This window comes from Campylobacter sp. CNRCH_2015_0338h (genome assembly GCF_025772785.1).
Lineage (GTDB): Bacteria > Campylobacterota > Campylobacteria > Campylobacterales > Campylobacteraceae > Campylobacter_D.
In genome coordinates this window covers 93,514-107,402 of the sequence record NZ_JAKMST010000003.1, presented here as the reverse complement: position 1 = coordinate 107,402, position 13,889 = coordinate 93,514, and the positions used below count along the sequence as shown (strand labels likewise).

Genomic DNA, 13,889 nt, shown 5'->3' with positions numbered 1-13,889 from the left:
TTTACTCCCCTGTATAAAAATCGCTATCTTTTATTCTTCTTTGGCAAAATAACAACAAATCATCCATTGCTTCAAGCCATTTTTTAGTATCCAAATAAGCTATAAAATCTAAGTTTGTAATACTTTTTTCATAATCATCATAACTCTTTGCTCTGATAAATTTTTTATATGTATCACAAGTGTGCATTTTCAAGCTCCTTTCCATCGTTACTAATATAATCATTGATAATTTCATTGCAAAGCTTTAAATACATCACATTTTCGCCTTTGCTCATCAAAAAACATACATAATTAATAACAGCGTAGCAAAGGCTTTCATCTATCATTAAATGTTCTTGTTCATCTTCAAAATTTGGCTCATCAGGGACTATCAAAAATGCATTGTTTCTAGTGTTTCTTAAGACCACTTGGTCATCTTCTCTTATGGTTTTAGTGAGTACGCTAGGCTCACATTTGCCACAAATATAATAAAAAGCCTCCATAACATAGGCTTTTATAAATTTATCATCAACACTAGTTCTTTCTTTGGACATTTTCTTTAAGATAATATCCCTAACTAATACACTTTTCATTTTTTAAGATTTAAAGCTCCACCTTCTACGCCACTAAGCCCAACACCTATAGCAAATGCATCAGCATTTCTTACTTCTAATGTGCTTTGAGTGTAAAATCTTTTTGCTTTTGCTGTTGCATCAGTAGATACATCTTCAATAAAAGTAGGAATGTAAAGCCCGTGTTTCATAAACTCAAAATCACCTGCTATTAAAACATCACCTAATCCATATTTAGGGCTTAATAGTCTATGTAAGTGAAAATTGATTGTTCCAAAATCTGTCTCAAGGCTCATAACATTTCCAACTAGATTTTTCTCATTTCCAAAAATCCTAGTAGCAAGTTTATTAATAGCCGGTTTTAAACTAGCTCCTAAAAATACATCTTTAGGTGTAGCACCACTATCCCAAATGCTTTGTAAAATTTGACTTAATTTATCTTCAGTAAGCAAGCTAGGAGTTCCGCTCCAATCTTTTGCTTCATCAAATGCTAATACATTGCCTCTTTTTCCACCACTAAAGCTTGTTTCTCCTTTTGCTATATAGTGAAACAATCCTGCCATTTCTCCACTTACACCATTTTGCGCTTGAATATGCTCTTTAAACACTGATTTTTTAACATCACTATCACGACCCAATCCAAATAAAGCATATTCTATATCTCTTTTATGCTCTTTTGTCTTTTTACCAACTTGATATTCCATCTCATTGCCACCATATTGTTTAGCTTTCATTAAAGCCGTGGTAACTGAAACTTCTGTAATAAAAATTTGTGTTGCATTAGATGTTTTTTGAGTTGTGTTTTTTGTTTCGCCATTAAATTTACTTAATTCCAAATTAGCATTCTTCTTTGGGTCTGCTAATGTGTCTGTAAGCCAAGAATGCAACAGTGGGCTTGTAACACTTGATGTGCCTATTTTGTTTAAAAGTGGTGTCTCGCTTGCACCTATTTGTATAATCTTTTCATATACGCTAGGTTTTAATTTAACATTTTGTGTTGCTGGTGGGGTAAAGTCCATAGATGACAAAGCCATTTTAAAATCTCCTTTGATATTTTTTGGAGATTTTGACAAAAATGGCTATTTCAAAACTAGTATATTTTGAAATAAATTAAAAAATATTTTATTTTTTCATATTATTTTTAAGCTTTTTAGTATATTTATCCATAAACTCCTTCCTAGCTTCTTTATCCTCTTTCAACTGAACAAGTATACTTTTTTTATGATTAGATGTTTGCTTTGATATAGTATCTATTGCCTTAGACAACATTTCTTGATATTTGACCGAATTTGATATATTTGTATTTAGCATATTATTTATAATATCATAATTACTCAATTTTACATCCTCAAATAAAGAGTGTGTATTATTTTCATTTATAAATTCAATCGCATTTTTTATTTTTATTTCAAATGCTTCACTAGGATTACTTAAAGTATCATTATATTTTATAATAAAGCCCAAAATATCAGCTTGTAAGTCCTTGTGTGTTGGTATGAAACTATCCTCAAGTTTAAGACTAGGTTGGGCATATTTTGATAAGATTTCATAAAGCTCACTAGAACTTTTATATGCATTACTTTGGTTCATACTCTCTATGGCTCTTTTAAAAAGACTAAAAAAATCTTCATTGTTATTCAATATTTTGTTTTCGTTAAGAGACTGTTTCAAGTGCAATAAATTTAATGCGTTGTTATTCAATATTCTACTAAATTCGCTATCTCCGCCACTTCTTCTCTCCCAAGCTAGCAAAGCATTAGAAATATCAGGCATCATATAGTCTAATAACGCCCTCTTACTTTCCAAGACATCTTTTGAACCCAAAAATAACATTAATTCTTTATCACTATTTATCTTTGCTTTTTCTATATTTTTTAATTTATCTTTATATTTTGCTCCTAAAGCTTGCAATTTTTCACTTTCATCACTAAGCCTTCCATCATTAGACAATTTAGAAAGCCTTATGATGGTTTCATCATCACTCTTGTCTAAAATTCTAACTATCATGGCATTTTTCTCATCAAAACCACTAAAAACATCTCTTCCAAAAACTTTTTTAGCTTGATTTATGTATCTATTTAAGTTATCACCCTTTAAATCTTTTATAGCAGTGCTTCTATGATTTCCTGCTATAACCAGACCATCTTTAGTAATAGTAGGTAAGCCATCAAAATTAGAGCTTTCCTTAAAATGCTCTCTTTCGTTAAATTTTTCTCTTATGTTGTTTATAGTTGAATTAGAGTGTCTATTTCTAAACTGGTTTAAACTTCTCGTTAATGATGTTTTAAGGTCTTTTTTGTTTACTACGGCAAAAACAACATCTTCATCTACATTGAGCAAATCATCTAATATATATCCTTTTTTTATGCTTTTATAGTTTATTTCTTTTGGCTTTTGAGCTTTAAAAATTTCTAATTTATCTTGTAGTCTTTTGATATCTAATAAATCTGTTTTGCTTGTATATAAATCAAAAATATCAAACTTTTTACCATTTTTACTAGCAAAAAAATCATGTATAGATTTTTTTTGCCTGTTCTTATTGTCCTTTAATTTCTCAATTAAGTTTTCTTTAGGTTTATCTTGGGTAGAATGTTTGGAAGAATGCTGTAATAAACCGCCTTCCACATTGGTAGTACTGCCTTTAGTGGTTGCAGGAGTTGGCGTACCTGTCAGCATTTCTTTATTTCTACGATTTAATCTCTCCAAATCTTTATCTTTTGTTTTATTAATGTGTATAATTTTGCCACTATCTTTTTTTATGGCTATATTACCAACCTTATTATCTTTTAAAGGTTTAGCTATTAATGCCACCTCATCATCATAGTTTTTAAAAAAATGCGTAGGATTGTCCTTTATCTCTTTAATCACCCTAAATACATCTGCTTCATTTTTAAACATTTCAGGGTGTTTTTTAGCCATAGCTTTTAAATTCACTACCCATTCATCTTTTAAAATTCCTGTAACATTATTAATCCATTTTTCTACATTAAATTTAGCAGTATAATCACTTTTAGCATATTTAGGATCAGGCTTATCCATATAAAAGTTATCGCCTTTGATTAAATCTTTAACTTTAGCTTTAAATTCGGCATCTAACTTTTGAGCCTGCTCCTTAATATACTTATCCTTTATGCTATTGATAAACTCTTTTGTTTGTGTTTTAAAATCTTGAAAGTTATTAATGTTATTTACCATACGGCGATATTGTATTCTCATTCCTGCTTGTTTTCCAAGCCCAAACATTCTCCCAAAATAAAAAGCTATATAATCACTAAATTGATTAATAAACATCATCATAGCCCTGCCATCTATAGTTGTAGCTATGCTTTTGCCTTGTTTTTCCGTTTTTGTTGTAGCTAAAGACTGGTATATTGGTTTCATATTTTTTCTAAGTCGCCCCATAGCTTTTAAGGTTTCCATTTTGATTTTCCCAGTTTCACTCTTTGGATTAAAATGCTTAGTACTTTCTAAAAAGCTTTCATAATCTAAAACTTTTTTGCCATCAAACTCTTTTGTGTATTTTGCAATGTTTCTTTTGATAAATTCTTCATCAATTACCGCTATTTCTTGCGGATTTAAGCCTTTAGTTATAGCTTCATAATTTTTATTATCATTTGTATTGTTGATGAGTTTGTTTAATTTTTTACTTATATCCTCTTCGCTACCATCTAGCTTTTTACCAATTTCACTATCATAATATTTTTTGAATTTAGCATAGTCAGATCTTGTTTTTTCTAAAATTTCTTTTGCAAGTTTAGGGTCGCTTGAATTTTTAACCAAAGAGTTTAAAAGTTCATCTTTAACACTATTTAAAAATTCTTTATAATTATAAGATTGCTCGCCTTTTAGTTTGTCGCTAATTGCACTAACTTCATCATAAATTTGCTTAACACTTTTTCCATCTAGTTCTCCACTATCTAATCTTTTTAAAAAACTTCTAACAATAGTCGGAGTTGCCTCACTATAAACCCCTGCATTATCAGCTAACTCTCTAAATATTTGTTTATCAATTTCTACTCCATTTGGGTTTAATTTTTCAAGCTTATCTAAGCCTGCACCAAATTCATCATAAGCTCTTTTAGCTCTACTCTCTTTTAAATCGTATAAAATTTTTGCACCAATATCATCACTTATGCCTAGCTCATCTAAAAGAACCTTGTCGCTAGATGATAAGGCATTTAAAAGTTTATTTGCAAGTTGAGGATTGTCTTTTACATTTTGTGCTAATACATTAGCTAAATCATTATCCATAAAAGACATATTTAAAAGTTCTTGGTGGCTAAGTGCTGTTTCTTTTGAGCCTATATTTTTGCTTATTGCGGTTGAAATATCTGCAGTTTTTTGAGAAATATTTTTTACAAGATTATTTTTTGACATATCGGCTATGTTTTGAGCTTTTTTGGCTAAAAGATCTGCATACACATTGCCTTGATTAACTTCTATAGGATTTAAATAAGTATCATTTTTTAAATTATTATAAAGTCCAGTTTGCTTCTCATCTAATATTTCTTTAACATGATTCTTTGTTGTATCTAAACCACTTGAGAGAGCATCGTTTACAAAAGTAGGCATTGCACTTCTAAACCTATCCCCTATGTTTTCTTTTAGATTATTTCCCTTAACAGCTATCCCATCTATCATATCTTTGCCAACAGCTGACCCTGTTTTTGCCATAGCGTATGTATTTTTTAAAGCTCTTGCACCTTTAGCTACTCCGGCTAAAGCTACATCTCCAACTAAAGAAAGTCCAGCATTTTCCCCCATAAGCATAAGAGCTTCTTTTAAATTTGCTTTCTGATTTGTATCTTTTGTGTTCCCATAATAATCATATCCAGCTCCTAAAGATGCACCTAATGCACCCCCAGCGACCATACCAACTCCACCACCTAACATACCACCGCCAATTGCACCTGCTGTTCCTAGTGCTACACTAGCACCATTATCTCTAATCCCACGATATAAGTCACCTATTAGGCTTCCTTGAACCTTAGCATAATTGCCTTTTACATCTTTAACCCAATATGAACCATCGCTATCTTGTAAAAGTTTTCCTCTTCCGGATTTTTGAAGCTCATCTCCTAAATCTCTCATAAACTGATTGCTTTTTCTCGCCACTTCGTTATCATCAGCAAAAATAGGTTTAGAAGCATTAAATTGAGATTGTTTATCTAAAATATAATCACTTAAATCATCAGCATTCATTTCCTGATTATTTTCATAATCATACAAATCTCGCTTGTATTGACTAATATGCCCGAGTGGATTTGTTAGATTTTGGTCTTGTATATTATATATTGAGATATTATTTCTATTTTGTGTAATTGCTTTATCTATGTCATTTCTTAACTCATCTAAATAATCATTCTTATCTTTATTATCCTGCTGCAAAAAAGCTAAAATATCACTTTCTCTTGGTTTTTCTTTTAAAAATTCTCTTATGCTCATTTTACTAACCCCTCTTTTCTTAGTTCTTCCAAGCTTACTTGTTTTCTTTTTCCTACGCTGTTGATTAAAATAACATTTCCATTAGAATCAGGTTCAGAAATTTGTGCCTCAAAGCCTCCTAAATTCACATCATAAAATTTTTGATTATTAGCAAACGCTAATAAGTTATGAGAATTTTGCGGAGCCTCTTTTGTTTTTTGGTTTTCTACTGTAATTGCTTTTTTGCTAGGTTTGTCATACTTTCCATCTTTAATATAATAAACCTTAAGCTCTTGTGCTAAACCCTCTCTAAAATCTTTTAAATCTTTTTGTCTTTGCTCTTCATAAAGATGATTAATGTAAGGATTTTTTAAATTAGAAATCTTTGCCATTTGCTCATCATAGTAAGCATTAATCTTAGCCTCATTAACAGCTATATAATCTCTTGTTATTCTTTCAAATTCTTTAGCATTTATAGTTTGTGGTTTCCAAGCTGAAGGCTCTTTATAAATTTCATCATGCCTTGTTCTATTATAGGTTGTATCTCTTCTAACTTTTTCATTATAAATACTATCACTCATAAATTTAAACAAATTATCTTGTTCGTTATTTATATTATTTGCACCAAAAAGTCCTTTTATATTTTGCCATGTTCCACCCAAAAGCCCCTGCCCATCATAATAAGAATCACCACCACCTTTTTTTATAGTATTAAATCTTTCTTCTATTGCTTTTATCTCAGGATTTGACTTTGTGTAACTTGGTAAATTAATCATTGCTTGCTTTGCTAAAAAATCATATTCTCTTTGTCTTTTTGTTTGCTCTAAATCTATTTTTGATTTTTTTAAAAGCAAATCTTGCAAAGTTAAATTACTCTTTATTCTATCTTGCTCCATAGCATACTCAAAAGCTCTTTCCTTTTGCAATAAATTATTATTTAAAAAAGCATTATTAATCTCATTTTGTTCTTGTCGAGCTTTTAATTCTTCATCTCTTTGCGCCAAAAGTCTTCTTTTGTTTTCTTCTTCTCTATATTGTTTCATACTATCGTATAAAACTCCACCTACTTTTCCTGCATTTTGGATTACACCAAGACTTGGGTTAAATACTACTTGCTGTGGGTTATAATGTGCCATTTTTCTACCTTTATTTAATATCTAAAATAAAGGATTTAAGGTAACCCCTTAAATCCATAAACTTTAACTAGCCCAAACTTCTTTTAAGTTATTTTCTCTATTTTGTCTTCTTCTAAGCTCCTCTTGTGCTAAGTATTTGTTAAAATTGTAAGCATCTTTTTGAAGCTCAAAATTCTTTTTTGCCATTTTCTGCTCTTCATATCCACCCCAAAGTCCTCCGGCAAGTCCACCAATGTCTATAAGCCTATCAAAATTAGTTCTTGCTCCATTTTTTGCTATTTCTTTATTCCCCCATTTACTAAAATTATCAAAACCTTTGCTTAGAAAATCAGTAAATGAAAAACTATCAACCTTATTCATTAAATGCCCCTCTTTAAGCTAAAGATAATAATTCTTTTCCTAAATCAATATTAGAAATATCATCACCTTTTTTTATTTTTGAGTTAAAATCACTCTCGCCACCTGCGTAATTTGATCTAGGTAAGCTCTCATCTGCCTTTTTACCAATATCTTTTTTATAAACCATAGCCAAAAGTGTTCTCCAGCTTTGTAAATCTCCACTTGCTAATCCACCAAGTTTGTTTGCTAATTCTCCCATAGTTTTTAAGTCAGCATTTGGATACTCTTTTCTAATTGTTCTTTCAACCTCCATGTATTTAGCACGCAAGCTTTCTTCCTCATCTTTTTGCTTAGCTTTTGCTTCTAATTCATCTAGTTTTTTAAGCCTTTCATCAATTCCTTCAAGCCCTAATTGCTTTAAATACTCTTTCCTTTCTTCTTCTTCTTTACTTGGCTTATTTTTATTATTAAGCAGTGCTAAGCTTTCTTTTAAAGTTTTAATTTCATTTGCTTGCTCTTTTAAAAGTTTAGATAAATCTTGATTATTTTGTTCATCTTGTTCTACTTGCTCTACTTCTTGTTCTTCCTCTTTGTTTTGAGTGGTTTCTTCATTGTCATTAAGTGAGTTTAAAAGTTCATTTAAAGCATCATTTTCATTCATTTGTTCATTCATCATCTTCTTCCTTTAGTAAATTTATTATCGTGTCTAAAAAAGCCATTTGCTCTAAAGCTTTTAGCCTATACTCTGCTGTTTGTTGTTGGTTTTTTGCCATTGCAAAACATTCTTGGTATTTTTTATCTATAAAATCAACTAGCCTCTTACCTCCTTTTGTTTGTTGTATATCAAAATTTAAATCCAATAAAATCTTCATTGCATACCCTTGTTGAAAGCAAATAAAGAATTGACATTTTTTATCCCCAAAATAGGCAAAAGTTCTTTAACTAACTCTTCATTAGCTTTAACAATTCCATATGCACTTTGCATATCACCTATACTCATATACATTTGATAAAGTTGTGAAAATACTTGCATACTTGCTTGAAGTCCTGCTCTTCTAACTTCTTTATTCATAGCTCCAGTACCTGTTTGTATATTAAATCTAAAACTAGGTATATCCTCTCTTGTAAACCCATTAAAAAATTCATCATTTCCATACTTAAATACTAGTTTTGCAAATCTATCAAACAAAGGCTCTACAAAAGTCTCATTATATGATCTAATATAGTCTGCACTTCTTCGACCACCTTCTTGTGCTTTTATGCTAATCTCAGTAGCAGTTTCATTTTGTGCAGTTTGCGCACCGTTATTTTGTGGGCTAACACCAGTAACCTCTGTGATTTCACTCTCTAAGAGTTCTAAATTAACCCCCGAGCTACTTATATTCGGTGTTGGCAAAAAACCAACACTTGAAGGCTCTGTAAGATATATTGGCTTGCCAACAGTCTCTAAGTCTTCTCTTGAAACTCCGGCAGATTTTTGAAGTATTATTTTTGGGTTTAATGCACTTCTCATTGCATCTATTAAAAGATTTCTTGTGATATTTATTTCCTTTTGCAAAGACAATGCACTTGACATAACAGGTTCGCCATAAGCACACACATATTCTTCATTGTCTATTGTTTTTAATTGTGGAAGCATTGACCCCCAAACAAAAGGCTGTCCATCTTCTAAAACCACATCATCGCGTAGCAATTCCTCTTCTAAAAGTGTTGAAACAACCCATTTATCATCATCTTTTTTCACATAAATATCATATAACTTAACCTTTTTAAACTCTTCATTTTTGTCAAAATGCGCATCTATATTTGTCTTTTGATAAAATCCTAATTTTTGCCTTTGCTTAATTTGTGCATGTGAAAGATAAATCTCATTTACGATAAAACTAATATCATCATTATTTAAAGCATTTGGATCAAAATAAACCTCATCTATACCAACTCTTTCAATACGAGGCATACCCTTGTGCCAAGTTACTTTTGCTATTGATGTTCCTGTTGTTAAAACATCTAAAAATAAAGGCTGAAAGAGCTTAAACAAATTAATTTCTCCTGTATAAAAATCTAAAGCTCTTTGCCACATAGCTATAATTTGCTCATCTGAATTAATATAACTTTCAATATCTGCCATTCTCTCACTGTTAAAATACACATCATTTAAAGCAGTTATTAAATATTTAATTTTTGCATTAATCTTTGGTATAAAGATGCAAGATTTGTTTCTTTTTTCATAAATTTCTTTTTTTTCATTTTTTAATAAATATGCATCTTGCAAGGCAGAAAAATAAGGCTTGTATTTTTCATAAGCATTTTTACTTTCACTTATAAGTTTTACTAAATATGTAATTTTTTCTTCTTTATTTCTCATTATTAATTCTCCATATGGTAACTTTACTAAGCTTTGTTAGCTTAGCAATATCATCATCACTCACACCTTTTTCTTTTAAAATTTTCACCATTTCTCTCTTGTATTGCTTTTTAGAAATATTTCTAAAACCCCCAAAAAGATCTAATATCCACTTAGCCAAAATTATTTTTATAACATCATCTTCTTTCTTAGCTAACTCTTTAATTTTAAGCGGATCTATATTCTCATATACCATTAAAAACTCACCAGCCATCATAACTCCAATCTTCACTAGTATTGTTTTTTGGGTGCAATTTTTCAAAGAAAGTTAAAGCTAAAGCATCACTAGTATCAGGGCTTTTTCCGTAATCTTTTTTTATCTGTTCTTTTGCCTTTATCTTTAAAAGCCCCTTATCAGAATACTCATATTCAATCATGCGTAAATCTTTTTTTAGCTCATCATCTTTGATAATTTGCATATGTTTTATGTTTTTAGCCAAAGTAAAATACATTTGCGCTCTTTTGTTTAAGTATTCATTGTTAGTTGCAGAATTTGCAGAATTTGCCTCAAATACAGGCAAACCATAATCACTCAATATATCATATACACCAACTCCAAGCCCACAAGTGTCTATAAAAATACCTCGTGGCTTTTCCTTGTCTTTATTAAATTCTGCTAAAACAACATTTGCTAAAGCACTAATACTAAGCCCACTATATTTTTTAATTTCATCTACAACAAAACCTTTTCTTTTGACCAAAACGCTCTTATCATCTCCATATCTTGCTACATCAAGTCCCCATATATTATCTCCTTGCATTTTTTGCATATCAAAACTAATAACATTCATACTTTTTTCAATATCACTTAAAGCAAAAAGTTCTGCACTAGAGTTATCTATAAAGTCTCCATAAATTTCTTGTTTAACTACTTCGCTATCTTCTCCGCCTACTTCTTCGATTAGCTCTTTGATTTGATCTTTACTCAAAAAAGGATTATCATAACTTGAGAACTGAAAATGTTTCCAATTTTCATCACTTAATTCTTTTTTACAAAGCTCATAAAAAAGATTTTTTCCTTTAGGAACTCCACCTATAATCGCTCTTGATTTAGGATTATCAAGCAACATAGGGCGTATAGCGTTGTACCAAAGATACTCCCCTTTAGAGCCTTTTAAGATAATTCCTGCTTCGTTTAAAATTACCAAATCATAGCCAAAGCCTTCTATATTTTCAGGTCTTTCAGCACTTCTCATATGAAGCACAGCATTATTTAAAATGAGTTTTTTATCTTGAACGCTCCAAGAATAAAATTCTTTTGGGAGTTTTTTTAGCTCAGGCATAAAGTAAAGCTCGAAATAATTTTGTAAGTTGCTTTGAACCGTGTCAACCCAAAGAACATTTAACCCCATTAAAAGATTTTCTATTACATATTTTGCACTTCCTCTTGTAAAACCCAATCTTCTACCCTTTGCTACTGTTATAAAGCGTGGATTTTTATCATCAAAAACTTTAAGTTGTGCCGGAGTGTAAGAAAAATCAAGTTTTAATTGCATTTAACTTCACTTCTTATGATTTCTATTTTTTGAACACTATCACTAACCACTTCTTGTTTATCTACATAGCCATGATTGTTTTTAAGCAAAAACATGCTTATGCTAGGAGTGTAAGTGCCTATCAAAGAATGATCTATTATAGAGCTAGCACATCTTTGTTTAGCTATTTGAATTATTTCTCCAAATTCTGCATCTTTCTCCCAAATACTAAGAGTTTTTGTCGTAACACCTAAAAATACAGCTAGACTTTCTATTGTCTTTGGAGCATAAATAGTTTTTTCTTTTGTTTCAGCAAGTGGTGTATTTGTAGCAAAAAACTCATCAACTTTTTGCTCTAACTCATCTTTTGTTAATACTTTATTGCTCATAAGATAATCCTTCCTTAAAATCATATTGGCTAATTTCTAAATCCAAAAAAGCCTTTTTAAAAGCAACAATTTCATATTTCCCTTTTAACACGTTCTTATCATTTTCAAACAGCGCATCCAATACGGCCTTTACGATATTATCTGCATCACCATGCTTTTTATTGTTAAAACCTATTTTTAAAGAAAACTCGTATTGCTTTTTAGAGTCAAAAGCTTGATTAGGGCTTATTCCATTTTGCTTTCTAAACTCAATTTGCAAGAGTTTTTTAAAATCTAAATACTTAAGATAATCCTTGCAAACAAACTTAGCTCTTTGAGTTGTTCTTTTATAAGGCACAGGGTTATTTTTAAGCTCTAATTTTAAAGAATAGCTCATCGTATTACCTTTTCTTTATTTTTGCTTAAATAATTAAAATTGGTGCTGGTTTTTTCTTTTAGTTTTTGAGAAAACTTTTCCAAATTTTGCAAGTGCAATATTTTTTCTTCTTCTTTTGTTTTTTGATGGCAAAGTTCCGTTTTTAATTCTATCTTTTGAATATCCAAGCTCAAATCTTTACCAACTCTATGCTGGTTTTTAAACATGAAGTCTATAAGCGCCTCTTTAAAATACCCATCTTCCACTAAAGACCCATCGTGATATGTTAATTCTTTAAAGCCATTTATACATATTAAACAATCATTTGAACTATTTTCAAGTTTTACTTTATTTTTGAAACTATCATAAGCAAAATATTCATATGTAAAATCATTTTTATATAATCTAAAAAAAGCTCTTGACTTGTAATTTCTAAAAATCCATTTTAAAAAACTTTCTTTATTCTCAAATCGTTCTTTAAACTCAAGTTGTGCTATCTTGCAAACAATTCTAAGTTTTTCATAAGTAGAACCGATGATTTTTTCACTCATACATGTCTCAAAATAATAATCTAAAAAAACATGTATATCTTTGACATCTTTTAAATATCTGCCCACTATATCCACCGCTTGAGCTTCATTAAGCTCTAACAAATTCATTAAAATTTTAACTTTTTCTTTCATTTCACCCTCAACTAATACTTACTACATCAATATATTTTTGTTCTTGACTATCTTCAAATCCATAATAATCCATCAAAGAGCTCACCACACAAGCTTCAGTCTCTTTTTTTCTAACTTTAAAAGCATTTTTTCTTAATGCATTTTCCTTTGCATATTTGAGCCAAGTATGTAAGCTACCAGCAACAGAAGCCATTTTTTTGTTGCCTCTCTTCCACTGCCTAACATCCCAATACTCTATAAAATCTTCAGCCAAACTCTCATCAAAGCAAGTATTGTGTTTTTGATTAAAGGTATTAATCTGCTCCATTAGATCATCTACACTAGGTTTTTTAAATTTACCCATGCTAAACTCCTGTGTTTTTAAAGCTCCAAAATCAACAACAAAAAAAGTTCGCGTAGCGTTATTATTTTTATTTGTATTCTCTTTATTTTCTAAATTTTCTAAATTTATAAATTTATTATTATTTATATTTATATTATTTTCTTTATACGCGTGCGTGCGTGTTTCTATATATAGGGAATTTTCATTTTTTTCTTTTTCCGTATTCAAATTTCCGACTACGGAAGAAGTATTATTTTTAAATATTTTGCTTGGTTTTTTATCAGCACTTTTAAGCTTATATTCAGTTTTGTTAAAATGCTTAATTATTTCATTGTTTTCATCTTTTAAAATCCACTCATAATTAAATCTATGATAATTTATTTTTTTAATTTGAAGTAGATTAAAATTGATTAATTCATCTTTAGCAAGTCTTAATCTTTGCAAGCTTATTCTTGTATCTTTTTTGATTAAAATAAGTTCTCTTAAGTAAATTTCACTTACTAAAGTTTTTTCACTCATTCTCTTAAGCTGTAAGTAAAGAGCCAAAGCATCCATACTTAAGCCACCATAAAAAATCGTATTAGCTACTTTTGTAAAACCTCTTCTAGCTCTAAGTGGCTTTTTATCTCCTAAAGCCACTTCTAAACTAGCTTTAAAATGCGGTATACTCATCATTTTTCCTTAATTTATTTCCTCTTGGCTGATTTATATTTATCTTTGAACTTTTGATGTAAAAAATGAGACAAAAAATAAATAAAAACTCCGATTAAAATCCTATACTAAGACCTGAAAGCAAGTAGTTAATCACACT

General features: G+C 30.1%; 15 protein-coding genes and 1 pseudogene. All 16 read right to left on the bottom strand.

Annotated features, from left to right (window positions below; all coding sequences use genetic code 11):
• Position 1 precedes the first annotated feature (1 nt).
• Positions 2-187 carry a hypothetical protein gene (locus L8X30_RS03085; RefSeq protein WP_087685567.1) on the bottom strand — a complete coding sequence of 62 codons (186 nt, stop codon included), beginning with the start codon at positions 185-187 and terminating at the stop codon, positions 2-4.
• On the bottom strand, positions 174-572 hold the full coding sequence (locus tag L8X30_RS03080) for a hypothetical protein (RefSeq protein WP_263678948.1): 399 nt from the start codon (positions 570-572) through the stop codon (positions 174-176). The genes L8X30_RS03085 and L8X30_RS03080 overlap by 14 nt, the downstream gene beginning before the upstream one ends.
• Positions 569-1,585, bottom strand: coding sequence for a DUF5309 domain-containing protein (locus L8X30_RS03075; protein ID WP_263678947.1), 1,017 nt, complete (start codon positions 1,583-1,585; stop codon positions 569-571). Before L8X30_RS03075 ends, L8X30_RS03080 begins: the two co-directional genes overlap by 4 nt.
• 88 nt (positions 1,586-1,673) lie before the next feature.
• A complete protein-coding gene (locus L8X30_RS07945; protein ID WP_412175497.1) occupies positions 1,674-3,227 on the bottom strand; it encodes a hypothetical protein in 1,554 nt (517 codons plus the stop codon).
• Between the two features lie 1,928 nt (positions 3,228-5,155).
• Positions 5,156-5,843: pseudogene (locus L8X30_RS07940) on the bottom strand (hypothetical protein); the annotation flags it as partial.
• A 149-nt stretch (positions 5,844-5,992) separates the two neighbouring features.
• Positions 5,993-7,111, bottom strand: a complete 1,119-nt coding sequence (locus L8X30_RS03065) for a hypothetical protein (protein WP_263678945.1) — start codon at positions 7,109-7,111, stop codon at positions 5,993-5,995.
• Positions 7,112-7,174: 63 nt separating this feature from the next.
• The gene (locus L8X30_RS03060) at positions 7,175-7,471 is read right to left on the bottom strand and encodes a hypothetical protein (protein ID WP_257402305.1); all 297 of its coding nucleotides are present in this window, start codon (positions 7,469-7,471) and stop codon (positions 7,175-7,177) included.
• Between the two features lie 13 nt (positions 7,472-7,484).
• Complete coding sequence (locus L8X30_RS03055; protein WP_257939463.1) at positions 7,485-8,126, bottom strand: hypothetical protein; 642 nt, start codon at positions 8,124-8,126, stop codon at positions 7,485-7,487.
• The gene (locus tag L8X30_RS03050) at positions 8,116-8,322 is read right to left on the bottom strand and encodes a hypothetical protein (protein ID WP_047208152.1); all 207 of its coding nucleotides are present in this window, start codon (positions 8,320-8,322) and stop codon (positions 8,116-8,118) included. The genes L8X30_RS03055 and L8X30_RS03050 overlap by 11 nt, the downstream gene beginning before the upstream one ends.
• The gene (locus L8X30_RS03045) at positions 8,319-9,815 is read right to left on the bottom strand and encodes a hypothetical protein (protein ID WP_220701489.1); all 1,497 of its coding nucleotides are present in this window, start codon (positions 9,813-9,815) and stop codon (positions 8,319-8,321) included. The genes L8X30_RS03050 and L8X30_RS03045 overlap by 4 nt, the downstream gene beginning before the upstream one ends.
• Positions 9,805-10,068, bottom strand: a complete 264-nt coding sequence (locus L8X30_RS03040) for a hypothetical protein (RefSeq protein WP_039625751.1) — start codon at positions 10,066-10,068, stop codon at positions 9,805-9,807. The genes L8X30_RS03045 and L8X30_RS03040 overlap by 11 nt, the downstream gene beginning before the upstream one ends.
• Positions 10,058-11,350: a terminase large subunit domain-containing protein gene (locus tag L8X30_RS03035; protein WP_047208150.1), complete on the bottom strand. Its 1,293-nt coding sequence runs from the start codon at positions 11,348-11,350 to the stop codon at positions 10,058-10,060. The genes L8X30_RS03040 and L8X30_RS03035 overlap by 11 nt, the downstream gene beginning before the upstream one ends.
• Entirely contained in the window at positions 11,341-11,718 is a 378-nt protein-coding gene (locus tag L8X30_RS03030) for a DNA-packaging protein (RefSeq protein WP_257402309.1), read from the bottom strand. The genes L8X30_RS03035 and L8X30_RS03030 overlap by 10 nt, the downstream gene beginning before the upstream one ends.
• Positions 11,708-12,094 (bottom strand): endodeoxyribonuclease RusA-like protein, encoded by a 387-nt coding sequence (locus L8X30_RS03025; RefSeq protein WP_039625747.1) that lies wholly within the window; start codon positions 12,092-12,094, stop codon positions 11,708-11,710. The genes L8X30_RS03030 and L8X30_RS03025 overlap by 11 nt, the downstream gene beginning before the upstream one ends.
• Positions 12,091-12,756 (bottom strand): hypothetical protein, encoded by a 666-nt coding sequence (locus tag L8X30_RS03020; RefSeq protein WP_263678942.1) that lies wholly within the window; start codon positions 12,754-12,756, stop codon positions 12,091-12,093. The genes L8X30_RS03025 and L8X30_RS03020 overlap by 4 nt, the downstream gene beginning before the upstream one ends.
• A gap of 7 nt (positions 12,757-12,763) precedes the next feature.
• Complete coding sequence (locus tag L8X30_RS03015) at positions 12,764-13,750, bottom strand: hypothetical protein (RefSeq protein ID WP_263678941.1); 987 nt, start codon at positions 13,748-13,750, stop codon at positions 12,764-12,766.
• Positions 13,751-13,889: the final 139 nt, after the last annotated feature.

Bases quoted from the DNA above. Each gene is read 5' to 3' on its own strand.
- L8X30_RS03035 (WP_047208150.1), bottom strand. From the start codon at position 11,350: ATGCAATTAAAACTTGATTTTTCTTACACTCCGGCACAACTTAAAGTT.
- L8X30_RS03040 (WP_039625751.1), bottom strand. From the start codon at position 10,068: ATGGCTGGTGAGTTTTTAATGGTATATGAGAATATAGATCCGCTTAAA.
- L8X30_RS07945 (WP_412175497.1), bottom strand. From the start codon at position 3,227: ATGCTGACAGGTACGCCAACTCCTGCAACCACTAAAGGCAGTACTACC.
- L8X30_RS03015 (WP_263678941.1), bottom strand. From the start codon at position 13,750: ATGAGTATACCGCATTTTAAAGCTAGTTTAGAAGTGGCTTTAGGAGAT.
- L8X30_RS03085 (WP_087685567.1), bottom strand. From the start codon at position 187: ATGCACACTTGTGATACATATAAAAAATTTATCAGAGCAAAGAGTTAT.
- L8X30_RS03050 (WP_047208152.1), bottom strand. From the start codon at position 8,322: ATGAAGATTTTATTGGATTTAAATTTTGATATACAACAAACAAAAGGA.
- L8X30_RS03020 (WP_263678942.1), bottom strand. From the start codon at position 12,756: ATGAAAGAAAAAGTTAAAATTTTAATGAATTTGTTAGAGCTTAATGAA.
- L8X30_RS03055 (WP_257939463.1), bottom strand. From the start codon at position 8,126: ATGATGAATGAACAAATGAATGAAAATGATGCTTTAAATGAACTTTTA.
- L8X30_RS03030 (WP_257402309.1), bottom strand. From the start codon at position 11,718: ATGAGCAATAAAGTATTAACAAAAGATGAGTTAGAGCAAAAAGTTGAT.
- L8X30_RS03075 (WP_263678947.1), bottom strand. From the start codon at position 1,585: ATGGCTTTGTCATCTATGGACTTTACCCCACCAGCAACACAAAATGTT.
- L8X30_RS03025 (WP_039625747.1), bottom strand. From the start codon at position 12,094: ATGAGCTATTCTTTAAAATTAGAGCTTAAAAATAACCCTGTGCCTTAT.
- L8X30_RS03045 (WP_220701489.1), bottom strand. From the start codon at position 9,815: ATGAGAAATAAAGAAGAAAAAATTACATATTTAGTAAAACTTATAAGT.
- L8X30_RS03080 (WP_263678948.1), bottom strand. From the start codon at position 572: ATGAAAAGTGTATTAGTTAGGGATATTATCTTAAAGAAAATGTCCAAA.
- L8X30_RS03065 (WP_263678945.1), bottom strand. From the start codon at position 7,111: ATGGCACATTATAACCCACAGCAAGTAGTATTTAACCCAAGTCTTGGT.
- L8X30_RS03060 (WP_257402305.1), bottom strand. From the start codon at position 7,471: ATGAATAAGGTTGATAGTTTTTCATTTACTGATTTTCTAAGCAAAGGT.